The sequence below is a fragment of the Mesorhizobium sp. BR1-1-13 genome, assembly GCF_020165515.1.
In the GTDB taxonomy this organism is placed as follows: domain Bacteria; phylum Pseudomonadota; class Alphaproteobacteria; order Rhizobiales; family Rhizobiaceae; genus Mesorhizobium.
Window position 1 is genome coordinate 218,811 of sequence record NZ_JAIUIH010000007.1, and the last position, 25,558, is coordinate 244,368.

Annotated in this window: 23 protein-coding genes and 1 pseudogene; 13 read left to right on the forward strand and 11 right to left on the reverse strand. The window is 62.0% G+C overall.

What is annotated here, in order from left to right; all coding sequences use genetic code 11:
- Positions 1–14: 14 nt before the first annotated feature.
- The 7 genes from LB533_RS18235 to LB533_RS18265 form a co-directional block, all read right to left on the reverse strand.
- A complete protein-coding gene (locus LB533_RS18235) occupies positions 15–800 on the reverse strand; it encodes an inositol monophosphatase family protein (protein WP_140643053.1) in 786 nt (261 codons plus the stop codon).
- A complete protein-coding gene (locus LB533_RS18240; protein WP_140643051.1) occupies positions 797–1,630 on the reverse strand; it encodes a phosphodiesterase in 834 nt (277 codons plus the stop codon). The genes LB533_RS18235 and LB533_RS18240 overlap by 4 nt, the downstream gene beginning before the upstream one ends.
- Before the next feature lie 110 nt (positions 1,631–1,740).
- On the reverse strand, positions 1,741–3,015 hold the full coding sequence (locus LB533_RS18245) for an ABC transporter substrate-binding protein (RefSeq protein WP_140643049.1): 1,275 nt from the start codon (positions 3,013–3,015) through the stop codon (positions 1,741–1,743).
- Between the two features lie 120 nt (positions 3,016–3,135).
- The gene (locus tag LB533_RS18250) at positions 3,136–3,996 is read right to left on the reverse strand and encodes a carbohydrate ABC transporter permease (RefSeq protein WP_140643085.1); all 861 of its coding nucleotides are present in this window, start codon (positions 3,994–3,996) and stop codon (positions 3,136–3,138) included.
- Between the two features lie 29 nt (positions 3,997–4,025).
- Positions 4,026–4,940: a carbohydrate ABC transporter permease gene (locus tag LB533_RS18255; RefSeq protein WP_411970898.1), complete on the reverse strand. Its 915-nt coding sequence runs from the start codon at positions 4,938–4,940 to the stop codon at positions 4,026–4,028.
- A gap of 2 nt (positions 4,941–4,942) precedes the next feature.
- Complete coding sequence (locus tag LB533_RS18260) at positions 4,943–6,148, reverse strand: ABC transporter ATP-binding protein (protein WP_224677876.1); 1,206 nt, start codon at positions 6,146–6,148, stop codon at positions 4,943–4,945.
- A 39-nt stretch (positions 6,149–6,187) separates the two neighbouring features.
- A complete protein-coding gene (locus LB533_RS18265; RefSeq protein ID WP_318012455.1) occupies positions 6,188–6,994 on the reverse strand; it encodes a metallophosphoesterase family protein in 807 nt (268 codons plus the stop codon).
- A 354-nt stretch (positions 6,995–7,348) separates the two neighbouring features.
- On the opposite strand from LB533_RS18265, the pseudogene LB533_RS18270 reads away from it, so the two are divergent.
- Positions 7,349–7,554, forward strand: a pseudogene (locus LB533_RS18270) (glycerol-3-phosphate dehydrogenase); the annotation flags it as partial.
- Positions 7,555–7,723: 169 nt separating this feature from the next.
- Here LB533_RS18270 and LB533_RS18275 read toward each other — a convergent pair.
- The 4 genes from LB533_RS18275 to LB533_RS18290 form a co-directional block, all read right to left on the reverse strand.
- Complete coding sequence (locus LB533_RS18275; RefSeq protein ID WP_224677878.1) at positions 7,724–8,650, reverse strand: alpha/beta fold hydrolase; 927 nt, start codon at positions 8,648–8,650, stop codon at positions 7,724–7,726.
- On the reverse strand, positions 8,628–9,308 hold the full coding sequence (locus LB533_RS18280; RefSeq protein WP_224677879.1) for a GntR family transcriptional regulator: 681 nt from the start codon (positions 9,306–9,308) through the stop codon (positions 8,628–8,630). Before LB533_RS18280 ends, LB533_RS18275 begins: the two co-directional genes overlap by 23 nt.
- Positions 9,309–9,389: 81 nt before the next feature.
- Positions 9,390–10,370, reverse strand: a complete 981-nt coding sequence (locus tag LB533_RS18285) for an aldo/keto reductase (protein WP_140643037.1) — start codon at positions 10,368–10,370, stop codon at positions 9,390–9,392.
- A complete protein-coding gene (locus LB533_RS18290) occupies positions 10,367–11,089 on the reverse strand; it encodes a GntR family transcriptional regulator (RefSeq protein ID WP_181169513.1) in 723 nt (240 codons plus the stop codon). Before LB533_RS18290 ends, LB533_RS18285 begins: the two co-directional genes overlap by 4 nt.
- 149 nt (positions 11,090–11,238) lie before the next feature.
- Between LB533_RS18290 and LB533_RS18295 the strand changes: the two genes are divergently transcribed.
- The 12 genes from LB533_RS18295 (at position 11,239) to LB533_RS18350 (ending at position 25,558) form a co-directional block, all read left to right on the forward strand.
- Positions 11,239–12,018 carry an alpha/beta fold hydrolase gene (locus tag LB533_RS18295; protein WP_181169511.1) on the forward strand — a complete coding sequence of 260 codons (780 nt, stop codon included), beginning with the start codon at positions 11,239–11,241 and terminating at the stop codon, positions 12,016–12,018.
- A gap of 17 nt (positions 12,019–12,035) precedes the next feature.
- A complete protein-coding gene (locus LB533_RS18300; protein WP_140643032.1) occupies positions 12,036–12,428 on the forward strand; it encodes a carboxymuconolactone decarboxylase family protein in 393 nt (130 codons plus the stop codon).
- Positions 12,425–13,048, forward strand: a complete 624-nt coding sequence (locus LB533_RS18305) for an amino acid synthesis family protein (protein ID WP_224677880.1) — start codon at positions 12,425–12,427, stop codon at positions 13,046–13,048. Before LB533_RS18300 ends, LB533_RS18305 begins: the two co-directional genes overlap by 4 nt.
- A gap of 101 nt (positions 13,049–13,149) precedes the next feature.
- Positions 13,150–14,661, forward strand: coding sequence for an ABC transporter substrate-binding protein (locus LB533_RS18310; RefSeq protein WP_224677881.1), 1,512 nt, complete (start codon positions 13,150–13,152; stop codon positions 14,659–14,661).
- A gap of 190 nt (positions 14,662–14,851) precedes the next feature.
- Positions 14,852–15,793, forward strand: coding sequence for an ABC transporter permease (locus LB533_RS18315; protein ID WP_140513435.1), 942 nt, complete (start codon positions 14,852–14,854; stop codon positions 15,791–15,793).
- Positions 15,794–15,973: 180 nt separating this feature from the next.
- The gene (locus LB533_RS18320) at positions 15,974–16,606 is read left to right on the forward strand and encodes an ABC transporter permease (RefSeq protein WP_224677882.1); all 633 of its coding nucleotides are present in this window, start codon (positions 15,974–15,976) and stop codon (positions 16,604–16,606) included.
- A gap of 13 nt (positions 16,607–16,619) precedes the next feature.
- Positions 16,620–18,377, forward strand: a complete 1,758-nt coding sequence (locus LB533_RS18325; RefSeq protein WP_224677883.1) for a hypothetical protein — start codon at positions 16,620–16,622, stop codon at positions 18,375–18,377.
- Positions 18,374–19,144, forward strand: coding sequence for a hypothetical protein (locus tag LB533_RS18330; RefSeq protein ID WP_224677884.1), 771 nt, complete (start codon positions 18,374–18,376; stop codon positions 19,142–19,144). Before LB533_RS18325 ends, LB533_RS18330 begins: the two co-directional genes overlap by 4 nt.
- Positions 19,141–20,889: an ABC transporter ATP-binding protein gene (locus LB533_RS18335; protein WP_140643020.1), complete on the forward strand. Its 1,749-nt coding sequence runs from the start codon at positions 19,141–19,143 to the stop codon at positions 20,887–20,889. The genes LB533_RS18330 and LB533_RS18335 overlap by 4 nt, the downstream gene beginning before the upstream one ends.
- Before the next feature lie 81 nt (positions 20,890–20,970).
- Positions 20,971–22,470, forward strand: coding sequence for an aldehyde dehydrogenase family protein (locus LB533_RS18340; protein ID WP_140643018.1), 1,500 nt, complete (start codon positions 20,971–20,973; stop codon positions 22,468–22,470).
- 85 nt (positions 22,471–22,555) lie between these two features.
- Positions 22,556–24,430, forward strand: a complete 1,875-nt coding sequence (locus LB533_RS18345; protein ID WP_140498493.1) for a helix-turn-helix domain-containing protein — start codon at positions 22,556–22,558, stop codon at positions 24,428–24,430.
- Positions 24,431–24,544: 114 nt separating this feature from the next.
- Complete coding sequence (locus LB533_RS18350) at positions 24,545–25,558, forward strand: flavin reductase (protein WP_140643016.1); 1,014 nt, start codon at positions 24,545–24,547, stop codon at positions 25,556–25,558.

Below are 25,558 nucleotides of genomic sequence, written 5' to 3' on the forward strand. Positions count from 1 at the left end.
TTGCGCGCCAGGTGTCACAGGCCGCGTAGCGCTTCAAGAAGTTCGTCGTGAATGAGCCCGTTCGAGCCGACCTTCTGCGTGTCCTCGTCTGTGGAGTCGGCACCTGAAAGCGTGGTGACCTTGCCTCCTGCTGCGCGTAGCAGCGGCATGGCAGCCGCGTATGACACGACGTCGGCCTTGATCGAAACCGCCGCATCAAGCTGGCCGGCGGCGGCCATCGAATATTCAAAGGCCCCTGAGACGATGACGCGCACGCCACGCGCGCCGACGCCGAGCCGCCGCACGATCTCTGCGGTGCGCGCCACCTCCTCGGCTGAAAAGTGCGACGTCAGCACCACGGCAATGACCGCATCGGCCAGTCTTGCAGTTGTCGACACCTTGGCCGTCTTGCCGTTGACGGTCGCGATGCCGTCGCTGGTGTAGTGCGCCTCGAAGCCGGCGGCGGGCGCGACGGTCAGGCCGACCTTCGTCGCACGCTGCTCCTGATAGGCCATGGTGACGGAGAACCACGGCAGGCCGGACGCGTAGTTTATCGTGCCGTCGAGCGGGTCGACGATCCAGCGGCTTTCGCCCAAGGTTCCCGTCGTGCCGGCTTCTTCCGACAGGATGCAAGCTTGCGGTGTAAGCGCGCGCAGCCCGTCGATGACAATGCGTTCCGAAGCGAGGTCGGCGGCGGTTACAATGTCCAGCCCTTCCTTGCGCGTGACGTCGAGGCGCTCCTCGCGCATCGACATCAACGTCGCGGCTGCCCTGCGTGCGATGGCATCGGCGTCTTTCAGGATTTGGTGGTAGTCGCTCATGTCTCGTTTTTCCCGGGGTAGTCGACATCGGTGATGAAATCGCGGGCGGGGCCGAAATTGCCGATCGGGACGACGTGCGAAACGACACCGGTCTGCGGCGACCAGGCGTGCAGGGCGAAAGCCGGCGGTTCGAAGATGAAGCGATTGGGCTCACCCGGACGAAGATCGAGCGCGACCTGGTGCGCGACGCCCGGCGCGACGAAGCCGACCGTGCCGGCAAAGCGCGTGGTGATGGGCCGGTGATAGTGCCCGCAGGCCACACGCTCGATTTCGGCGTGGGACCTGATCATGTCGCGGAAGCCGTCGCCGACGACGCACATCATGATGTCCATGCCGTGCGCGCCGACGGGAAAGGGCGGATGGTGCATGAAGACGAAGGTCGGGCGGCCGTGGCCCTCGGCGAGACGCTCACCGAGCCAGGCTTCGCGCCGCTCGCAGATCGCACCACCGTCCTCGCCCGGCTGCACCGTGTCCAGCCCGATGAGGCGGACCGGAAGGTCCTCGATCGTATAATGCAGGAAATCCGGCGACTGGCTCAGATAGGGGAATTTCGGCGCCATCACCTCGCGCATTGTCTCACGCCGGTCGTGGTTGCCAGGGATGACGAAGACGGGCATGGGCAGGGCCGACAGCATGTCGGCGACCAGCGCATACTCTTCCGGGCGACCGCAATCGGCGAGATCGCCGGTGACGAGGACGCAATCGGGCGCCGGATCGAGCGCGGCGACGGTCGCGATGGCGCGACGAGTCATGGTGTTGGTCTCGAGACCCTCATAGGCCATCTGGCCGTCGGGTCGGATATGAAAATCGCTGATCTGTGCAATGAGCATCGGGAGGTCCGGCAGTGTGAAGGGAGGGCTGACACAAGAAGGGCGCCACATCGGCGCCACCTTAAAACAGGCGCGCCAGCCGAAGCCGGCCGGCGCGCGTGCATGGCGATTTATTTCATGAGTGCCTGTGTTTCGGAGACGAGGCTGTTGAGCCCGTCCTTGATCGATACGTCGCCGCTCATGACCTTGCTGATGATCTCGCGCTGTGTGCGCCAGATGCGGACCGTGTTGCCCGCCGAATAGCCCGGCCACGGGCGCGACAGTGCCATCTGCTTGGCAACGGTGGCGTAATTCGGGTTCGCTTCGTAGAACGGGCCGAGATAGTCGGTCCCGGTGGCGGCCTTGTTGGTCGGGAGGTAACCGCTCATCTTGACGACCTGCTCCTGCGCCTTGGGGCCGGTGACGAATTTAAGGAATTCCCAGGCCGCCTTCTGCTTGGCCGGGTCGGAGGCCGTGATCACCGCCGCGTTGCCGCCTGTGGGCAGGCCACCCTTTTCCTTGTCGTCGACCGGGAAGACCGCGGTACGCAGCTTGAATCGATCGCCGATCAGTTCGGTATCCTGGCTGAGACGGGCAGGCGTATCGAAGAAGATGCCAATCTGGCCGGCGATAAAGGCCTGGCGCGACTGATCCCAGTCGATCAACGGCATGCCGGCATCGGTGACGAAGCTGCGGAAATATTCCAGCGCCTTCAGGCCGTGCTCGTCGCCGAAGGCCACTTTGCCGTCCTTGGTCAGCTCGCCGCCGCCCTGCATCAACATGGCGTCCCAAAGCCATTCGTCGGGCCAGTCATGAATATTGTAGGCGAGGCCAGCGATGCCGGAACCGGTAGCCTTGATCTTTTTGGCGAGTTCCATGATGCCCGGCCAGTCGGCGGGCATGTTGTCGGGATCACCCCCGGCCTTTTTAACCAGGTCGGCATTGTAGAACATGATCGGCATGGAAGCGTTGAAGGCCAGTCCGTAGAGCTTGCCGTCCACCCGGCCGAGGTCGAGAATGTTGTCGGCGTAGTTGGCGTCGCGCCATTCCTTCGACTCGGCGTCCATCATCGTGCCGAGGTCCAAGATCTGGTTGCGCGCCTTCAGCTTGCCGACCAGTTCATGCAGGACGTGATAGCCCGAATAATAGACGTCGGGCAGGTTGTTGGTGATGGAGGCCCGCAGCATGGCCTGGTGGCCTTCGTCGTAGCTGGCCGCCGGTGCGCGGAACTGGATCTTGATGTCGGGATGTTCCTTCATGAATTCCGCGGCCAGCGGCTCATGGAACTTCGCGAACGCCGGGAATGCGTAGTAGACGTCGAGCGTCACGGGGGACTGGGCCAGCGCTGTCGACGCCGCTCCCAGCAATACGGCCGAGGCCGCGATGATTTTTGACAGGAATTTCATTAAGGCTTTCCTCCGGTTATGCGATTTGCCCGATGCTCTTGAGGCGATGATGCCGCCTTGCCCCGCGAAAGGTGTGGGGGAACGGCGCGACCGGGCTTCTAGCCGCGCCAGTTGTCAGTTTTATTTCACACCGGTCATCGTGACGCCCTCGATGAAGCGGCGGCGTGCGAACAGGAACGCGAGCAGCAGAGGTGCGGTCAGGATGGTCGCGGCGGCCGTCAGTGCGCCGTAATTGGTGCCGGCTTCGGCGTCCGAGAAGAACATCATGCCGAGCGGCGGCGGTGCCAGGTTGACGTCGGAGATGACGATTAGCGGCCAGTAGAGGTCGTTCCAGTGCGCGACGAAGGAGAACACCGCGAAGGCGGCGATCGCCGGCATGGCGCTGGGCGTGACGATGCGCCACACGATCTCGAACTCGCTCATCCCGTCGAGCCGCGCGGCATGAATGATGTCGTCGGGGAAGGAACGGAAAAACTGCCTGAACAGGAAGATCGCGAAGACTGAGAGGAAGAAGGGCACCATCATGGCGAAATAGGTATTCAGCAGGTCCATTTTCGCCAGCGCGATGTAGATCGGCAGCGCCGGCACCTGTTCGGGCACGCATAGGCCGAGCAGGACGAGGACGAAAAGCAGGTTGCGGCCCGGGAACTCCAGCTTGGCCAGCGCGTAGGCGCATGGGATGGCGACCAGAAGCTGGATGAGCAGGATGCCGCCGCACACTATGATGCCGTTGAGCGCGAAGCGCAGCAGCGGCGCACTGGTCAGCGCCATCGCATAATTCTCGAAGCCGTAGAAATGTTTCGGCCAGATCCTGAGCTGGGCGTTGAACACCTCTTCCGGCGGCTTGATCGAGGTCACCAGCATCCACAGGAAAGGCAGGAGAATGAACGCCGCGCCGGTGATCAGGATGCCGTGAGTGATGAACAGAGAGGCGAAGCGCCGGCCGGCGGAGCCAGCCGGTGTGGTTGTTGTGCCCGCCATCGCGGGAGCAGTGATGGTTGTGTCGGTCATCAGTAATGCACCCTGCGGTCCATGACGACGGTCTGGAGGATCGAGAAGACCAGAATGAAAATGAGGAAGATGAAGGTGAGAACCGACGCATACGCCATGCGGAAGTACTGGAAGCCTTCGAGGTAGACTTTGTAGAGCAGGACCTCGGTCGATCCCACCGGACCGCCATGGGTCAGCACCGCCACCGTGTCGAACACCTTGAAGGCGGTAATCGAACTGGTGACGATGACGAACATGGTCGTCGGTCCCAGCAGCGGCCACGTGATCGTCAGGAAGCGGTCGATTTCGCCGCCGCAGCCGTCGATCTCGGCGGCTTCGTAGAGGTCCTTGGGAATGGTCGAGAGGCCGGCCAGAAACAGGATCATGTTGAAGCCGACCAGTTGCCAGATGCCGATCACGGCAAGCGTCGGCAGCGCCAGCGAGGGATTGCTCAGGAAGGCGACCTCGCCGATGCCGAGCCAGCGCAGCACCGCGCTCACCGGGCCGAGGCTGGGGTGCAGCAGGAACTGCCACACCGTCGCCATGGCGATGAAGGTCGAGGTCACAGGCAGGAAGTAGATGATTTCGTAGAGCGAGCGGGTGCGCTTGCGGCGGTGAACGAGGACGGCGACGAGCAGCGACAGGATCACCGAGCCGGGCAGGACGATCGCGACGTAGACGAGCGTGTTCTTGAGTGCGCGGCGGAATTCCGGATCGGTCAGCGCGTCAGTGATGTTTTGTAGGCCGACATAATGGACATCGACCTCGCCGAGCTCGTAGTCGGTGAAACTGAGATAAGCGAGCACGCCGAGCGGCACGAGGATCGTCAGCACCAGCAAAAGCAGGGCAGGCAGCGCGAAGCCGCCGGCGACCAGCCTCTCGATGAGGGCCTGCCGGGCACCGGGCCGGGCGGGCGGAGCGGGTACCGCGGTCAGGCTCATGATGCGCGCGCTCCCTCTGCGAGGCGCAGCTTTCCCTTGGCGGCGGTGGCCGCGTCCTGGGAAACTTGGGGGGCCACGCGGTTTCCGGCGGCATCGAAGACATGGCAGGCTGAGGGATGGAACATGAGTTCGGTGTTCTCGACCTCACTGTCCGGCACGCCCGCGCCTATGCGCGAGGTCACCAAGGTTCCGGGAAGCGAGGTAACGTCGAAATGCAGGATCTTCTCGGAGCCGAGATGCTCGCTGCGCCGCAGCTTCGCCGGAAGCGGGACCTGGTCCGCCGACTGGCCCGAGACCGCGCCGGGCAGGATCATTTCCGGGCGGACGCCGATCGTCGCGTTCTCTCCGGCGGGGAGGGCGGTGCCGATCGGCAGAGGCTTTCCGAGCAATTCCAGCCGCCCACCGACCCCCACCGTCGCGGGAATCAGGTTGATCGTCGGGCTGCCGATGAACTGGGCGACCTGGATGTTGGCCGGCCTGTCGTAGAGTTCGTCGGGCGTGCCGAGTTGAAGGATGTCTCCGCCTTCCATCATGGCGACCCGGCTCGACATGGTCATCGCCTCGACCTGGTCGTGCGTGACGTAGACGAATGTCGCGCCGAGTCTCTGGTGGAGCTCGGCCAGCTCGCTACGCATGTGGACGCGCAGCTTGGCGTCGAGGTTAGAAAGTGGCTCGTCCATCAGGAAAGCGGCGGGCTGGCGCACCATGGCGCGACCGAGCGCGACGCGCTGACGCTGGCCGCCGGAGAGCTGGGCGGGCTTGCGCTCTAAAAGGGGTTCGATCTGAAGTTGCGCCGCGATGCCCCTGACCTGCTTGCCGATCTCCTGCATCACCTTGCGGCGCCGGGACGAGAGTAGGCGGACGATCGGCAGGCGCTCGTAGAGGCTAAGCCCGGTCATCGTCAGGGGCAGCGCCATGTTGTTGAAGACGGACATATGCGGGTAGAGCGCGTAGCTCTGGAACACCATTGCGATGCGCCGCTCATGCGGCCTCAGGTGATCGATCGGCGCGCCATCGACGAGGATCGAGCCCGAGGTTTGCGGCTCGAGGCCGGCGATGATGCGGATCAGCGTCGACTTCCCGCAGCCGGAGGGGCCGACAAGCGTCAGGAACTCGCCATCGTTGATGGACAGGTTGATGTCTTTGAGAACCTGGTGGGCTCCGAAGGACTTCGAAAGGTTCTTTATTTCCACTGCAGCCACTGGGGGTTGCTCCGTTTCGCGAACAATTGGGTCGAGGCGCTATCTCGGTGGATAGACCTCATGCACGACATCACCGATGAAAAAGGGTGTGAGGCCCGGAATTTCATGAGGCCGCACGGTGAAATCGGACCCGGAAAAATCGTAGACGAGCACGCCCAAGGTGGCTTCTCCGGCCATGTCTTCCGGTTGCAAGTGCGCCTCGACGAGGAAGCCGGAGGACGGCCCCCACAGGTACCGGACGCCGCCGAGTTGACGATCGTAGAGTTTGTGCAGGTGGCCGCTGGCCACGAAGGCCACGTCGTAGCGGCGCACCATGTCGAGCAGTTGCGCGCGAGGCTCGGGAGTGGGCGCCCAGTACCCGACGTCGCCTTCGGTCGGCTCGCCGATGAAGAGCGGGCGATGGGTGAACCATCCGATCCGGCGTCCGGAGGCCTCGCGCATTGCGCTCTCCAGCCACGCCATCTGCTCCGTTTCGGCCGGCTCGTCGCTGCCGAACAGCATCGAATCGAGTCCGATCAGGCGCCAGCCCTCGATGTCGCGATGCCACCAGTCGGGCCCGAAATGACGTCGCCAGCGGGCCAGGCGTTCTGCGTTGACTGGCTGGTAGGGATGCTTGGGCTCGCCCACGTCGTGATTGCCCGGCACGGCGAGATAGGGCAGTCCGATGGAGTCCATCACCTCGGCGCAATAGCGCATGTCCTCCTCGACATCGGCGCCATCCACGGTGACGTCGCCTGTATGGATAACGAGGTCGGCTTCGCTTTCCTTCAGCCAGTCGAGGAGTGGCTGGCTATTGGCAAGGAAATGCCGCTTGCCCGGGCTGAGATGGGTATCGGAAATCTGCACTATTCGCGTCATCGGACGTTCTGGAACCTTTGCCACGTCTTGCGGCGTTGATCTCGTCGTGTCGAAAGAAGCGCCTGAAGGCGGACGCATTCTTTCCCCTGCATGTGAAGGTGTGACGACGACGTCGGATTTTTAGGTCCAGGACGCGGCGTCCTCCTGCATGAAAGGCTCACTCGGTTGAAACGGCTTGGACCGGCATATTGAACCTCCCATCGTGTTCTCCGTCCGATGCCCATTGTCCGGGCGTTCTGAGGGGCGGAAAACTTCCTCCAGCTTTCGAATGAAAAAAATTTCACAGCTTGATAAAAATATCAAGACAAAAATCGCGACCGTCGCCGCACCTCGGATTTCGGCGCCTATGAGGGTGCTGTCGAACCAGTGCAGATCGACCAGACCGAGATCGAATATTTGATCGCGGCCGTGAACCGCTACTTCAAAGAGATGCTGCGCCGCCAGGACTTGCTGCATGCGTTCTCGGGCGTACGGCCGTTGTTCGACACGGCAATGGGAACTCTTCGGCGGTTACGCGCGACTACGTCTTCGACCTTGACGAGACCGGGGCGCGCCACTGGCATGTAGCTCGACCTGGTGTCCTACCCGGATGGCAAGGCCGTGAGCGCGAGCCGTCGCTCTGGCATCCGGCGTTGCCTGACGGTAGGCCGGGGGCGGCATGGTGGCCCTCTTGGGACGACTTGCTGTGGGTCATAAGCTGGACGGCTTGGACTGGCGCTAACTGCCAAGCCAGTCCCGGACAACTCCATTGAATTCGCGTGGGCGATCGATCATGACCATGTGAGCGGCATTGGCGAAAATGTGCATGTCGGCTTGCGGCGCGCGTTCCAGCAGCTTGATGCCGCGCGCCACCGGCACGGTTTCATCGCAGCCCGACCAGGCTATGAACAGCTTGGCCTGCATGGTAGGCAAATGCGGAAGGAGGTGGTCCTCCTGGATCTGGGTATATTCGGTGTCGTCCTTTTTCCGGGCAGCCTGCCTGAAGCGCTCCAGCTGACCGGACTCGCAGGCCAGGCGGTAGTTCTTTTTCAGCAGCTCCACGAACTCCGGCGGATTCTTCATGCTTAGCCTTGCATTGGTGCGCAGAAAGTCTTCCTCGGTATCGCATCCATCGAGCACATTATACGCTGCTGCCGCTGCTGCCTGCCAAGCGTGGTCCTCATTTCCGCCGAGGCGCGGAGAGGTCGCACCGCTGCTCACGACGACCACCTTATCGACCAGACCCGGGTTTTCAACGGCGAGCATTGCCGCGATGAAACCGCCTTCGGAATGGCCGACCAGCGCGCATCGGGTAATGCCGAGCGCTTCGATGAAGGCTGAAACGTGATGCCGCCTTTCGAGGCGGGGAACGTGTTTCCCGTCTACCGGCGCATCCGAGAGACCGAAGCCGACCAGATCGGGCGCCAGCACCCGGAAGTCATGCGCGAGTGCCGGGATGGTGTTGTGCCAGGTGGACCAGGCATCGATTGCCAGTGACGAGCCGTGCAGAAGGATCACGGTCGGTCCGCTGCCAGCTTCGAAATAGCGCGTACGGATGCCGCCCGCCACGACATAATTCTCCGTCACCATCGCCGCGGGTAACGGCGGACGGGCGGCGTCTCGCGCTTTCAAGCGCCGCCGATCAGCTGACGGATTGGTTTTCAAGCTGTTCGATCATCCCGAGCGCGAATTGGGCGGCTTTGCGTACATGCTTTTTCGCAAGCCGCTCGGCATCCGATGCCCTGCGGTTCACCAGGGCGTCGAGCAGGGCCGCCAGCTCCTCCTGAGATGCCTTTCGCCGCTCTGCATCGGAAAGAGAAATCATGCGCAACTGTGAGGCCCGCATATGGATGCTGCGAAGCATCCGTTCCGCCTCGGAATTGTTCGCGCCCGCTATCAAGACGTCGTAAAATCGGGTTTTTGCGGCAATCATTTCGCGCGGCACACCGACGCGATAAGCTTCCATCAGCTCGTCATACACGCCCCTGCAACGCGTGATATGATCGTCAGTCGCATTCTCGCAAAACAACCTGCATACAAGCGCCTCCAGCGCCTCGCGAAGGTCAAAAATGTCCTTCGCGATCTTGGGATCGACGACAGAGACGATAAGCCCCCGGTTGGGCAGGTTCGTGACCAGGCCCTCGTTCTCGAGCTCGCGCATCGCTTCCCTGAGCGACGTCCGCGAAACGCCCATGCGCTCGCAAAGCGTGCGCTCCACCAGCCGCTCTCCCGGCGCCAGTTCTCCGACGACGATGGCGTTGCGGATGGTATCGGCCACCTGCGTGTACAGGCGCGGCGGAGCATGGACTCGCAGATCATACACGGCGGATTTGCTCCTTTGAAACCTGCGCGAACGAGTGCAATTTCACAAGCATATCAGCTTACCGCAAGCATTGTGCTTCATTCAGTGGCCTGAGGCGTTCAGCGGCCGTGGCTCGTAGGCCCCGTCAATGCGGTCGATATGTTCGGGCGTAAGCACTATGTCCAATGCCGCGACTGCCTCGTCGACATGGTCTGTCGAGGTCGCTCCGAAGATGGGCGCGGTAATGCCGGGGCGCGCCAATGTCCAGGCGAGAGCCACCTGCGCCGGTGTCTTTCCGATGTCGGCGGCAACGGCAGCGACGGCTTCGCGCACGGCGTGGTCGCCGTCGCGGTGGTAATATTTCTGCGTATAGTCGTCGCTTTTCGTGCGCGCCGTCTGCTGGCCGGGATCGCGGCGATCCGCGGCAAGGAAGCCGCGCGCGATGGGGCTGAACGGTATCAGGGCAACATCATCGTGGCGGCAGTAGGCAAGCAGTTCCCGCTCGCACTCCCGGTGAGCGGGATTGTATTCGCATTGCATCGAGATGAATGCCGGAAGGTCGCGTGCGCTGGCAGCCGCACGGCATTTTGCGAGTGTCCAGCCGGGCATCGTCGTGACGCCGACATAGAGCGCCTTTCCGGCGCGCACGATATCTGCCATGGCATCGACCAGTTCGTCGAGGTCGGCGTCCTTGTCCCAGATATGCGTCTGGAAGAGGTCCACGTGATCGGTTCCAAGGCGGACCAACGAATCGTCGATTGCCTTGAACAGGTGCTTTCTGGAGTAGCCGCGGCCGTTGCAATGCGCAGCCATAGGGTTTCCCGCCTTGGTGGCGATGACGAAGCTGTCGCGCGGCTGCTGGAGAACGAGTATCTGGCCGAGAATGCGTTCACTCTCGCCAGCCGAATAGAAGTCGCAGGTGTCGAAGAAGTTGATACCGTGGTCGAGGGCGCGCGCAACGATCGGCGCCGACGCCTTCTCATCGAGCACCCAGGCCCGCCATCCCGCGGATCCGAATCCCATCGCGCCGAGGCATAGCCGGGATACCTTCAGATTGCTCTTGCCGAGCCTGACATAGTTCATGTGTCGATCCGTTGCTTGCGTGATGAGGATTTGGCGTTCTGCCCAGAGTCCCGCAGCAGCGACAGCGCGAAAGCCGCGGATCTTTCGACATACCCGCGCGTGAGCCTTTCGGCGAGGTCGGCATCGCGCGCGCGCAGCGCGTCGAAAATGCCGTGGAGCAAGGCCATCGTATTCCTGCGCCGTTCAGCCGAGGCGACGCGGGTGGTGACGGTGCGCAGATAGGTGACGCGGCCATGCAGGAGAAAGGTCATTTGCCTCGTGATGTCGTTGCCTGCGCCTTGCATGATGATGTCCCACACCGCGTCGAGCTTCTCAGCATGCTGCCTGGCAAGCTCGGAGGTGTCGGTTTCGCCTGCTTCCGAAATACGCCGCGCCAATTCGTCCATTTGTTCCTGGCTGGCCCGTTCGACAAACAGGCGCGCCATGGCCGATTCCAGGATTGCGCGGGCCTCGTAGATCTGCCGGACTTCCCGTTCCGACAAGCGGGTCACGAACATGCCCTTGCCGGCTACCCGAGTCACAAGCCCTTCGGACTCAAGCTGGCTCAGCGCTTCCCGAATGCTTGTGCGGCTTACGCCGGTCTGCTCGGCGAGCTTCCGTTCGACCAGCTTGTCACCCGGCTTGAACACTTCGTTGAACAACGCCTCGCGCAGCGTGACAACGGTCTGCTCGCGCAATGTCGGCGAATCCGCAATCGACCAGTCAGTCCATTCATGCATCGCGGCGTCCTCTCCCGTCGTTCCTTTCATGACAGCTACGCGTTCGACTCTTTCATCACAAGTAGCCGATTCAAATACGGTTGACCATATGCCTGTCTGTCGGTATACCAAAAAAATCGAGTTCGAACGAGGGACCTGGGATGGCGCCGATGCGCACCAAAGACGATCTCATCGCCTATGAGAGAAGCGGTAAGGGGCATCCTCTCGTGCTGGTGCACGGTGTCGGCGCCAATCTGCAAAGCTGGGACGACGTCAGCAGCGAACTGGAGGGCAGCTTCGACATTATTCGTTCCGACCTGCGCGGTCATGGTCAGTCCGCGCACATCGACTCGGAATATTCCGTCGAGAAATTTGCCGCCGATATCGTTCGGGTGATGGACGATGCCGGCGTGCGCAAAGCCCATCTGGTCGGCTTTTCATTGGGGGGCTTGATCGCGCAAGAACTGGCCTGTTCCTATCCGGACCGGTTTGAGCGCGTCGTGCTTCTTTCCGCAGTTGCGGGGCGCACCCCCGCCGAACGTGAGAAGGTTGTAGCGCGCCTGCAGATGATCCGCGACGGCGGTATGGACGCAGTCGTTGGTGCTGCGCACGACCGCTGGTTCACCAAGGAATTCGCCGAGCGCCATCCCGATGTAATCGAGCGGCGAATTGCCGAGCTCAAGGCTGTCCACGTGCCGTCTTACCTGGAGGCGTATCGGGTGTTCGGCCTTACCGAACTGGTGGATCGGCTTCCCGAGATCAGGCAGCCAACGCTGGTGATGACGGGCGAATTCGATCAGGGGTCGAATGTCCGGATGGCCGAGACGATGCGCCGGCTGATCCCCGATTCGGAATTACGCATTCTGGCCGGCCTGAAGCACAGCGTCCTGGTCGAGGCATCCAAGCTGGTGTCCGATCATGTCCGCGAGTTCCTTTTGCGTCCACGCTGAAAATGAAGGGAAGACGAATGAACGAGACGCTATTTGAGCGTGGGCTGGAGCGGCGCAAGGCGACGCTCGGCAGCGAATATGTTGAAAACTCGCTGAGCAAGGCGACGGAGTTTTCCAAGGGTTTTCAGTCGTTTATCACAGAATATTGCTGGGGGGCGGCCTGGGGCGACGACAGGCTGGATGCCAGGACCCGCAGCATGCTGAACATCGTCATGATTGCCGCGCTCAACCGCATGCATGAGTGGGAACTGCATTTTCGTGGCGCCCTTCGCAACGGGGTCACCCGGGATGAGCTGGACGCATTGATAACCCATCTCACGATCTATTGCGGCGTTCCTGTCGGCGTCGAATGCCATCGCATCGCCAACCGCGTGCTTGCCGAAGTCGCAGCCGGCGGAGTGAAAAAATGACTGGGGTCCTGATCCGCAAGATCGTCGATTTCGTCGAGGACACGCTTATCGAAGGGGGGCGCGTCGCGCCGGTTCCGCTTCGCATGGCCGCCTGCGCGGCGGTAATCCGTAATCCCTGGGCAGGATCGGCATTCGTCGAGGACCTGCAGCCGCACATCATGGAGCACGCCAAGGCTCTCACGGATACCCTCGTGCCTCGCCTGGTGGCGATCATGGGCGGTCCGGACCGGATAGAAGCGTTTGGAAAGTGCGCGGTGACCGGGACGGACGGCGAAGTCGAACACGCGGCCGGCCTGATCCACACGCTGCATTTCGGCAATGTCTTCCGCATCGCCGCCGGCGGCGATTCCTTTCTCCCGTTCACGAACAAGCGTGCCGGCGCCGGCACTGCGCTCACCGTTCCCTTGACCCACAAGGACGCCGAGAGGAAGGGGAGCCGCGCTCATTTTCTGACCGTGGAATTCACCATTCCCGACGCGCCTGCCCATGACGAGATCGTCATCGCCTTGGGCGCCGCGAGCGGCGGGCGTCCGCACCATCGCATCGGCGATCGGTTCAACGACATGCGGATCATGGGAGTCGATCAGGCCGGCCGGCCGCTGCCAGCCGAGAGCAAATAACGCGCAAGCCTCCGGGTCCTTGCCCGGAGGTCAATAACGGCAATGCCGATAATATCGGGAACTGAACCAACGGAGGATTTGTCATGGATAGAAGACAATTTATGGCCGCCGTCAGCGGCTTCGCAATCGTGGCCTCTTTGCCGGTGGCAGCGCTGGCTCAAGATACCCAGCCGGTCACCGGCGGCACGCTCAACGTCGGCTTCATCAGCGACGTCCGCACGCTCGACCCGCTTCAGTCGTCGCAATGGACCGAGCGGCAGATCCTTTTCCTGATATTCGATACGCTTCTCGAAACCGAGGCGGACTTTTCCCTCAAGCCTGCCCTGGCGAAAAGCTGGGAGTTTTCGGACGACGGCAAGCGCGTGGTCCTGAAGCTGCAGGAAGGCGTGAAGTTCCATGACGGCACACCGTTCAACGCCGAGGCCGTGAAATGGAACCTTGATGCGCGTCTCGATCCGAAAGGCAACTCATCGCAGCTCAAGTTGCTGGAAGGCGTCAAGAATGTCGAAGTGCTCGACGAATTCACCGTCGCCATCGACATGAAGGAACCTTATCCGCCCCTGCTGGCGCTGTTTGCCGACCGCGCAGGGCTGATGGCTTCGCCAACTGCGGCCAAGAAATACGGCAGCGATGTCGGTTCCAATCCTGTCGGGACCGGTCCGTTCGTTTTCGGCGAATGGGTGCGCGGGTCACGCATAGCGCTCACCAAGAACGACAGCTATTGGCAGAAGGGAATGCCATATCTCGACGGCATCACGTTCCATGACATTCCGACGAACGTCGTCGGCATTCAGCGCATGGCCATCGGTGAACTGGATTTCATAAGCCAGCTTGATCCGCTAGATACGCGCCTTTCCAAGGCCAGCCCGGACATCGAGCTTGTGCCGTCGAAGGGTGGCGTCTGGTATTCCTACCAGTGGCGGTGGGACGCCGAGCCATATAACAAGCCGGAACTGCGCCAGGCCATCGCGCATGGCCTCAACCGCGACCGCATCAACCAGATCATATGGGCCGGGCAAGGCAAGATTTCCGACAGCTTCACGCCAGACGGGCTGTGGTGGACCCCAACCGATCTGGTGCACTACGAATACGATCCGGAAAAGGCGCGCAAGATCGTGGCTGATTCCGGCCTGAAGGGCACCACCATCAAGCTTGCGGCGCCAAGCGGCGATACGCTGCGACGCTTCGCCGAACTTGCCAAGGAAGACCTCGACGCGATCGGCCTCAACATTGAGCTCGAGCCGGTCCCCCAAAGCGACTACTACGCAAAGGCGGTCTCAGGCGAGATACGCTTCACGCCGATGCGCTGGACGCAACGGGCGGATCCCGACGGCCTTATCCACTATCTCTTCTCCAGCAAAGGCACCGCGAACTCCACGGGCTACAAGAATGACCAAGTGGACAAATGGATCGATGAAGCGCGGGTAATTTCCGATCAGGCGCGCCGCAAGGAATTGTACGAAAAGATCCAGCGTCAGATTTCTGCCGATCTGCCTTACATGCCCGTCGGGTTCAGCGTCGAATTCAACGCCATGCGCAACACCGTCAAAGGGTTCGCTCCGATGCCGGACGAAATCCCGCGGTTCCGTTACGTCTGGAAAACGCAGGCCTGATCTTCAGGCATTGCCGCGGCGCGCCGCGCCGCGGCTTCTGGCGCAGGTGGACCTGGTCCCGCCTGAAACCGGTAGAGGAACTTGATCGCCACTATGACCATCGCCCATCGGATGTGCCCCAACCGCCCGCTTTGCGAGACGGGCGCTCCGGAGGCGTTTCTTCAATCCTTCGCGATGAACTGAGGCCGGCATGCTTGCGCTTGTACTTTCCCGCATAGCGATCATGGTTCCGAACGTTATCGTTCTGACGTTTCTGCTGTTCACGTCGGTGACGTCCTTTCTGGGGACGCCGGCGGCGATCATGCTGGGCGAGAACGCATCCCCCCAATCGATCGCCGAACTCAACGCGAAGCTAGGCTTCGACCAGCCCATCCTGTCGCGTTACTGGAACTGGATTAGCGCCGCATTGTCGGGCGACCTGGGCCGGTCTTATTCCACCCAACAGCCTGTCGCGCAAATGATCGCGGATGCCCTTCCTCTAACGCTTGAGCTGGCATCCTGGGCAATCCTCATCGCTTTCCTGGGCGCCACGCTGATCAATTCGGCGACGTTCATGAAAAAGCTGGTGGACCGGCTCACCGCCGCCGTCAGCATCGTCGGCATCACCGTACCGAATTTCTTTCTCGGACTGCTGCTGATCTACCTGTTTTCGGTTCAGCTCCGCTGGCTGCCGACGACCGGATGGTCGCCGTGGTCACGGGGCGCTGGGCAGCATCTCATCCACATGATCCTGCCCGTCATCACGCTTACGACCTTCTATTTCAGCTCCTTCACGCTCGTCTACAAAGCCGAATACCAGTCGGTGAAAGGCAGCCTCTACATCCAGGCCGCGCGTTCGAAGGGGCTGTCCGAGGCGCGCATTTCCTACCGGCACATTCTGCCCAACAGCATATTGCCCTTGATCACCTATGCCGGTCTTTCGCTTGGGCAACTGGTTGGCGGCGCGGTCGTCACCGAAACCGTCTTTTCGATGCCGGGCATGGGCCGGCTTCTGGTCGAAGCGATCTCGTCCCGGGATTTTCCTGTCATGCTGTCGGTTGGAATGGTGATCATCGTCGGCGTGATGATCCTCAACCTTGTGGCGGACGTGACCTACAGCCTCGTCAATCCGCTCGTGCGAACATCGGCTTAGCATCCAATGAGAAAACTTCCATTCCGATTGGTCCTTGGCCTGACGCTTCTGGTGATCATCACTTTGATCGCGGTGTTCGCGCCCTTGATCGCGCCCCTGCACCCGACCGCCACGACGGTGAACGTCCTCGGGCCGCCTTCGGCTGAAAACATCCTTGGCACGGATCAACTTGGCCGGGACGTGCTGTCGCGCGTCATTTACGGAACAAGGGTTTCACTGCAGGTGGGTGCTTCGGCGGCCATCGTGGCTGTGCTGATCGGCGCCCCCATTGGCCTGATCGCCGGATTTTTCCGTGGCTGGATCGATTTCTTCCTCGTCCAGATCATCGACATTTTCATCGCCTTGCCGGGGCTCGTTCTCGCATTGATCATCACCGCGATGCTCGGGCCATCGGTGGTCAATCTGGCGGTGACACTGGGTGTCGTCACCGCGCCGACGGTCGCCCGGCTGGTTCGGGGTCAGGTCTTCGTCGTCCGGGAAATGGTCTTCGTGGAAGCTGCGCGCGCCACCGGCGCAAGCTCTTTCTGGATCATCCGCCATCATATCATGCCAAACACGATGCGCGTGGTGTGGGCGCAGTTCGCAATCAATGTGGCCTTCGCGATCTTCACCTCCGCAAGCCTCAGCTTCCTGGGGCTGGGCGTTCCTCCGCCGGCTCCGGATTGGGGCGGCATGGTACGCGACGGTTCGATGTTCCTGCCGATCCTGCCGCTGCTCAGCCTGGGGCCGGGCGCTGCCGTCGCCCTTACCGTTTTCACATTTTATCTTGTCGGGTCGAGCATGAATGAGGCCGCGTCCCGCAATGATCGCTGATTGGAACAGGGAAATGACGTCTGACCAGATCGAACCGCCGCTGCCGGCATTCATAGAACAACGCCTGCAGGAGTTTGCGGGCCGGGAAGGTGCCCTGAAAGCGCGGCGATGGATGCGGCCGGCGGATGTTCTGATGCGTGTGGAGAACCTTCGCTGCTTCAAGGCTTCGCGCGTCAGTTTTGCCGACATGTTGTTGCGCAGGATCGTTCGCGAACGCTGGCAGATAAGGATGATCTCGGCGGAATGCGGCGATGACGGCGCGGCGAGATTCGTCTACCGGATCGACGCGGAGGGCCATTCCTTCTCCTATATTGCCCGAGCATATCCATGGGACGGAATCGAAAAAGTCGGACGCCGCTCCGATGGCGCGGACCGTGACATGTTCGGCGCGCTCTTCGTCAACCTTGCCAGCCAACAGCGTATCGAGCGGGAATTTGAAACGTTCGACATCAAGGCCGAAGGCCAGATGCGTACGGATTCGGATGTGGTCGGCTGGACCCCGGCCAATCGCAGCAGCCGGCATTTCGACGCCGCTGTCGAAGCCCTGTCCCGCGGCGAACAGCCCGCTCCGGAGCTTGGCATCGCCTATCTCATGCGGAACGGTGGCTTTCAAAGCAGCGGCCGCAACGGCACGGTTTCCTATCCGGGCATTCCCGAGGGGCATCCGCTGGCGCACCCATTCTTTGCGGATATCTTCGCCATCTACCTGGTGCGGCTCGTCTCCATCGATCTCGTCAATGCCGTCGCGCGGCGGCGCAATCCGGACGCAGCGCAGCTCGACATTTCGATCGCGCGCGGGCTTGGAATAGGCAACTCCTCAGGCCAGGGCATGTGCGTTGCCCTCCAGCGCTGGCCGCATTGGGTCGCCACCTGGGTGACCGTGCGCGAGGCGGCGCTTGGCTACGCAAAAAGCCTGCCGGTCGATACGGGAAGCATTTCGGTTGTCCGCGGCTCGATAGAGAGCACCATCCGCATCTATGCGCAGACCGACCCACAGACGCAGGACTATGTGATGGCCAACGAAACCATCATCGAGAACCTGACACGCATATCGGCAAGCCTGCGCGAAGGACGGTTCCAGTGCTGGGGCGACGTTGCTGCGCACGTCGCAGAAGTCATGGATGGCGAGACCAGTGAGCAGTTCCATAGCGTACTTCTCGACGTGGTACCGGACTTTTGTGACGCCATCGCGCCCTATTTCCAGATGGGCGCAGCCCGCAAGCGGCAATTGCAGCCAGCAATGACAGTCGCTGAATTGCGCGAGATCCTGCGCAGGAACTACGTCTGGGCTCTCACCGCCGACCGCACGCTTGCCGAAACCCATCAGCACTTCTGGTACCATTCGATCGATAATGGCGAACAAAGGCGCGGCGAGCGGGTCATCGACCCGCACGAGCGTTTCGAATCCTTCATCGATCATATCGGACTGATCCAGAGGCTGGCGGCGGTGCTGGTCAGCCGCGGTGACAAGGAGCGCGCCGGCGACGTCGTTCTCGACCATCCGGACCTGCACTACGCCATTTCGCGCGTGCAATATCTGGATGGCCTGCCCTATGCGGAAATACGCGATCCGCTCGCGCATCGCGATTTCGTCCCCGCCGATCTCATACGGTTTTTCCTTGCGTCGCTGGGCATTCGCGGCTCGACGCCGCTCAGCATCCGCTATGTGCGGGGGACTTTCTTCCAAGACCAGCCGCTGCCTTCGGAATTCCTCGAGCCTGACAAGCCGGGTTCCCGGGTTCGCAAGCATGAGAATGAGGTCGCCCTGTGAGCACGACCATGTTTGTTGCCTATTCCGAACTGACCCGCGTCCTGCCGTGGTCGCTTAGGGCGCTGGGCTACGCGTTCGGAACCGCTGACCGGGGCGCTCATCTCGTTGCAACAGGTGCGGCGCTCGATCCGGCTATTCTGGATGAAATTCGCCAGGCGGGACCGCGGCCCTCCCATGGCTTCCGCTATCGGAAGTCGAACGGACTCACGATGCTGGACGCCGCCGGCGTTTCATTTCTGGAAACGGGACCTGCCGCGATCGATGCTCTCGCCGCGCATGCAGGCGGCGCCAAATGGGAAATGTGCCGGATATCGTCGGCGACCGAGCTGTCGCTTGTTCCGGCCACGCTGGTTGGTGCGATGGACTACAATCTCTCCTCTATCGGCATCATCGCCAGGGATGGAACCTTCGACTGGCTGTTGGCTGAACCGGACCCACGGGGTGTGCTTTATTCGGGCCGGGGCCGGGATGCCCTGGCGGCGCTCCTCGGTGAGGACACGGCGGTTCTGCAATCGATCGACGCCGCCGGGCTGACGCCGGGCTGCGCGCTTCTCATGGTCAGCACCCGCAGGCCTGAGCTGAAGGCGTCCGGGCACGTTGCCGTTCGGCCTTGGGAAAAGATCGCCGTGGCGCACCAGAAGGGCATTCCCCTGTCGCGCGAGACGCTGGATGCGCTGTACGCGCTCGAAATGCTCACCTGGGCTCCAACTTCGGAGCGCTCTCGCTCGCAGGCGGGCTTCACTGTTGCACCGGCGCCAAGCTCATGAGTGAACGGAAATCCGATCCAGTGGTCGAGGTAAAAGGCCTCAACGTCGCTTTCGGCAAGCATCAGGTGGTGCATGACGTCGATCTGGCCATCCATGCTGGCGAGACGCTGGCGCTTGTCGGCGAGTCGGGGTCCGGCAAGAGCGTCACCTCCATGACGATCATGGGACTGCTTTCCGGCAATACCCAAGTGACCGGTTCGGTCATCGTGGATGGCCAGCAAGTGGTGGGCGCGTCGACATCGACATTGCGGCGGGTGCGTGGCGGCATTGCCAGCATGATCTTCCAAGAACCGATGATGAGCCTGAACCCGGTTCTGCAGGTCAGCACCCAGATCAAGGAAATGCTGCGCCAGCATCGACCCTTGAGCGATGCCGAGGCGCGGGAGGAGGGCATCCGGCTTTTCGACCGCGTTCGCATTCCTGACGCGCGGCGGCGGTTCAATGACTATCCTCACATGTTCTCCGGGGGGATGCGGCAGCGGATCATGATCGCCATCGCATTGGCGTGCTCGCCGAAGCTGCTTATCGCCGATGAGCCGACGACAGCGCTCGACGTGACGATACAGGCGCAAATCCTCGATCTCCTGAACGAGGTCCAGCGCGATACCGGCACCGCGATCCTGTTCATCACGCATGACATGGGCGTAGTGGCCAACATCGCCGACCGCGTCATGGTCATGCACAAGGGACGCGTGGTGGAGACGGGAGCAGTAAAGGACGTTTTCGAGCGTCCGCGCGAGGACTATACGAGGATGCTGATCGACGCGGTCCCCCGCCTGGGGCAAGGCGTGGCCCGCTCCTACCGCGCGCCCGTCAAGGATGCTGTGCCGAAGCCGGTTTTGAGCGTGCGCAAGCTGGTAACCCGGTTCGACGTGCGTGGCGGGGCGATGCGTCGCAAGGTGGGGCGTCTCCATGCCGTCGAGGGTCTGAGCTTCGACATCATGCCTGGAGAAACGCTGTCGCTGGTTGGCGAGTCCGGCTGCGGCAAGTCGACGACCGGACGCAGCATCCTGTTTCTCAATCCTCCGGATTCCGGCGAGGTGGTCTTCGACGGCCGCACGGTGCGGCGCGACAACAGGTCCGATCTTTCGGATCTGCGGCGCAACGTGCAGATGATCTTCCAGGATCCGTTCAGTTCCCTGGACCCGAAGCAAAACGTCGGTGCGATCCTGGCTGAGCCCCTGCTATGCCATGGGTTGGCGACCAGGGCCGAGGCCCTGGACAAGGCCAAACACCTTCTGGAGCGTGTCGGCCTCGAACCGTCGATGATCACCCGTCTTCCGCACGAGTTTTCCGGCGGGCAGCGCCAGAGAATCTGCATTGCGCGGACCCTGATGCTCGACCCGAAGGTCATCATAGCCGACGAGGCCGTCTCGGCGCTCGACGTTTCGGTCAAGGCGCAGGTGATCGACCTGCTGCTTGAGTTGCAGGAGGACCTGCGGCTGTCCTACCTCTTCATCAGTCACGACATGGCCATTGTCGAACGTGTCAGCCACCGTGTGGCGGTCATGTATCTTGGCGAGATCGTGGAGATCGGGCCCAGCCGCGAGGTGATAGGGAACCCGAAACATCCCTATACCCAGAGGCTGATGGCAGCGGTGCCGAACCCGGAGCCGGCCGCGGACAGGCACCGCTTGATCGGCAAGCCAGTGACGGAATTGCCGTCTCCCGTGCGGCCGCTCGATTTCATTCCGCCGAAGCGGCAGCCTCGCGCGGTCGGACCCGACCACTTCGTGATCGAGTGACAAGCTTTAACGAGGGCGCTTCAGATGGACGCCCTTGAACGAATCCGGGCAAGGCGCTTCCCGATACCTATGGAGAATTCGATGAACACACATGCTGATCAGTTCCGAATTGGAGAGAAGGCGGCGTCCTTTTTACGCCAGGAGAAAAAACTCCTTATCGATGGAAAATGGGTGCCGGCCCAGTCCGGGAAAATTTTCGACACATATGATCCGGGCACGGGGCGCATAATCGCGCAGGTTCCGGAGGGCGACGCCGCCGACATCGACGATGCCGTCAAAGCTGCGCGGCGGGCTTTTGAAGAAGGCCCATGGAGCCGCATCACGCCCAGCGAACGTGGACGTCTCATCTGGAAACTGGCGGATCTGCTGGAACAGAACGCCGATGAACTGGCCGAACTGGAGGTTCTCAACAACGGCAAGCCGCTTGCCAATGCCCGGAATTCCGACGTCGCGCTCAGCGTGGATATGTTCCGCTACATGGCGGGCTGGGCGACCAAGATAACAGGGGAAACCATTTCGATCTCCGCGCCGGACAAATACCATGCCTTCACGGTGCGCGAGCCGGTCGGCGTCGTCGGGCAGATCATTCCGTGGAATGCGCCACTGCTCATGCTGGCCTGGAAAGTAGCTCCGGCGCTGGCCACCGGCTGCACGATCGTGCTCAAGCCGGCGGAGCAGACGCCGCTGACGGCGCTGCGCTTCGGTGAACTGGTCCAGGAGGCCGGCATTCCCGCTGGCGTGATCAATATCGTGACCGGTTTTGGCCCGACGGCGGGTGCCGCGATCGCCTCGCACCCCCAGATCGACAAGGTTGCCTTTACGGGTTCCAGCGAGGTCGGCCGCATCATCGTCAAGGCTGCCGCGGGCAATTTGAAGAAAGTGTCGCTCGAACTGGGAGGGAAGTCGCCCGTCATCGTCTTTCCCGATGCTGACATGTCGGTTGCCATTCCCGGTGTCACGCAGGGCATTTTTGCCAACAGCGGCCAGGTCTGCACCGCGGGATCGCGGCTGTTCGCCCATAAGAAGGTGTTCGACCAGATCGTGGATGGGATCGGCCAGCGGGCGGGGAATATCCGGGTCGGTCATGGCCTCAGCGAAGGCGTCCAGATGGGGCCGGTCATTTCCCCGGTCCAGTGCGACCGCGTGATGGGCTATATCGAGCAGGGCAGGAGCGCCGGTGCAACGGTGGCGTTTGGCGGCACGCGGATAGGCAATGAAGGCAACTTCATTGCGCCGACCGTGCTGACCGACACCCGGCCCGACATGGCTGTGGTGCAGGAAGAGATTTTCGGTCCTGTCCTGTGCGCCATGAGCTTCGATGACGACGACCTGGAACAGATCGCACGGCAGGCGAACGATAGCATTTTCGGGCTTGCCGGCAGCGTCTGGACGCGGGACCTGAGCGTCGCCCACAAGATGGTACGGCGAATTCGCGCGGGCCGGATCGGGGTCAACGTACACGGCTCGGTGGACGCGGCGATACCCACCGGCGGCTTCAAGCAATCCGGCTGGGGCAGGGAACGGGGACAGGAAGGGCTGAACCTTTATACGGAGACCAAGTCGGTCATCATGTCGCTTTGAAGGCCTGCCAAACCTTTCGCGAACAGCCGGCAAGGTCGATCCTATCCATGCCGGCCATGCGGCGACATGGCCGCCGGTAACGAATATGACTGTGGCGCGCCATCGACCAGGAAGGTTATGTAACGATCGAGTACCGGCAAGCAGCGAGGTTCTGTTGAGCGCTTTGGATCGCCCGCTGTCACGCGTCCTGCGCGACGTGACCAGCCTCATCAATTCCAGCGTCGATCTCGAGACAACGCTGCAGCACCTTGTCGATGCGGCATGCCAGCACGATGCCTGGTCGATGGCGGCGGTGATGAGCATCGATCAGGCGGATGGAAATGCTGTGGTCGTGACTCGGCATGATCCGAGCCAGTTGACGAAGTCCTATCGCAACCGCTGGACGCTGGCGACAAGTCCATCCCTCATCGCGTTGACCCGCAATGATCCGGTGATCATTCGCGATGCCCAGGAGAGCATCGAATTTCCCGGCTATCGGGAAGAGGCAATCCAGCGCGGCTATCGCACTGTCGTGGTTTTGCCGCTGGGCTGCCGGGACATGGAAGACCGCGCGATGGTCTTGTCGGTGCAGTCGCGCGACGTTGTCGATCTGTCGGCGGCCGATCTCGCATTCCTGCAGACGATCGTCCATCTGGGCGCCATAGCCGTGGACAAGGCGCACAGGCTAAGGGCGGAACATGCTGCCGCCGCGCAACTCCAAAACGCACTTGCCGCGCATTCCTCCCTGATGCACCAGGTCCTGTCGGACGGTTCTGTCGCATCCGCGGCTTCCATGGTCGAAACCTTCCTGCCGAACGCAATCGTGGTGGTGGATCTGACTGCCAACCTGGTCGTTGCCGGACGCTCGCCCAAGCCGGACCTCATCGACACCGACCGCTGGCGCGAGGAGATGGACGATTGCATGAGCCGCCAGTTTCTGCGTCTTGCTCGCGATATCTCGGACCAGGCCGGGCTTGAAATGCGCAAGCTGTACCTGAACTGCGGCGGCCATCACCTCAACCTGCCGGCGGCGGTGGAGCCGTTGGTCGTGGATGGCAAGACGGTAGGGGCCCTGATCGTGTTTTCGCTCGACGCCAATTTCGGCGACCTCGATCATCTTCTTCTTCAGAGCGCCCGGTTCGCGCTCAGCGTCCAGTTGATGCGCAGCCATTTACGCTTCCAGACGGAATCGCAGACTTCCAGCGAATTGTTCATGGAAATCGTTTCCGGCAACTGGCGCAACGTCGACGATTTGACGGCGCGGGCGCGCCGGCTCGGCATTGACGTAAACGCCACCGCCAGGCTGGTCGCGATCGGCCTCCCGGAAACTGTGCCGGAAAAGGGCAAGACCATACCCGAACTGCACCGCTCCATCATGCGGCTCGCCGGCCAATTGGCGCCGCAGGCGACCGCCGCCGCATTGGGCGAGATCATTCTGTGCCGCATTCCCGACGCGCCCCGCGACGCGGACACGGTGGTCAAGACGTTTGTGCGCAAGCTGATCGAGGAAACGCAGTGGCTGATCGGTACCAAGCCGATCATCGTGGCGGGTAAGACCTGTTCGAGCATTCACGACTATCCCCAGGCATGGCTTGAATGCGAGCGCATGATCCGTCTTGCCGTCCGCTTCAACCGTACCGGGTTGCTTGCGCCCCAGGACTTCGGTCCTTTTCCGCTGCTGCTTTCGGCGGCCGACAGCAAGGAAGTGAGGTCGTTCGTGGATATCGCCATTGGCGCGGTCGTGCGTCACGACGAGGCGCATGCAACGGACTATATCAGGACCCTGACCGTCTTTCTGGAGCACGGTTGCCGCAGCCAGGCCTGCGCGGATGCGATGGAATTGCATGTTACAACGCTTCGCTACCGCCTGAACCGTATCCAGGAACTGTTTGGCATCGAGATCGATTCACCCGAACGTCGGTTCGCGCTTGAACTGGCAATACGCCTCAACGAGACCATTGCCCGGGAGCAACCTGTCTGACGCGGTCTCTGCTTCGTGTCCTAGGAGCCTGACTGCCGCTTCTCCTGCGTAGAGCAGGAAGACCCTCTCTCACGTCCCTTTATCCTTCCACTCTCTCCTGGAGAGGCAGGACGCATGACGGACAAGAGGGAAAAAGAGCTGAGCACGATCGATCCAGTGGAACTGCGGCGAACGTTCGGCACCTTCGTCACGGGCATCACGGTGGTGACGACGCGGGACGAAGATGGTTCGCCGCGCGGCATGACTGCGAATTCCTTCACCTCAGTCTCTCTTGAGCCGCCGCTGCTGCTCGTCTGCATAGGAAAGAGCGCCAGCAGCTTTCCGGCGTTCAACACCGCCGAAGGCTTCGCCGTCAACGTTCTGCACGACCGCCAGAAGGAGGTGGCGAGCCTCTTCGCCTCGAAGTCACTCTCCAAGTTCGAGACGATAGCCCATACCACCGTGCATACGGGCTCGCCGGTGCTCACCGACAGCCTCACCTGGTTCGACTGCACGGTGCATGACCGTATCGAGGCAGGAGACCATGTGATCCTGATCGGCCGGGTGCGTGCTTTCGGCACCAGCCCTGCCGCTCCGCTAGGGTTTTGCCGGGGACGCTATGTCTGCGTGGAAGACCCGATGCCGCCTGGCTGGACGCCTTCCCATCGCATGATCATCGGCTACCTGGTCGAGCATGACGGCCGCATCCTGCTGCGCGACGATGGCGCCGGAGGCTGGGAACTGCCGACGGCAACGCACCGTAAGCCGGGCGACATGCTCAGCTTCGAAGGCGGCGGCGTGGTTGCGCCGCTCACCAGCGATGCGTTTCTCTATTCGGTCTTCGACGTGGCCGACCAGCAGCCCGGCTATGTCGTCTACCGTGGCGCGCTCGCGGGCCCACCCGGCGAAATGCCGGATTTGTCGCCGTCGCTGAGGTTCTTTGCCCATGAAGAGCTGCCTTGGGACAGCATTCCGATCAGGCAGATACGCGCAACGCTGCGCCGTTACCTGCATGAGCGCGCGGACTCTCGCTTCGGGATCTACGTCGATTCCAGCGATGGCGGCCGGGTGGCGATGATAGACGGCCCCCCGCGTCCGTGGCGGTCGCTTAACGGCTTGGCTGGCGACCGAGAAACCGCGAAGGGATGA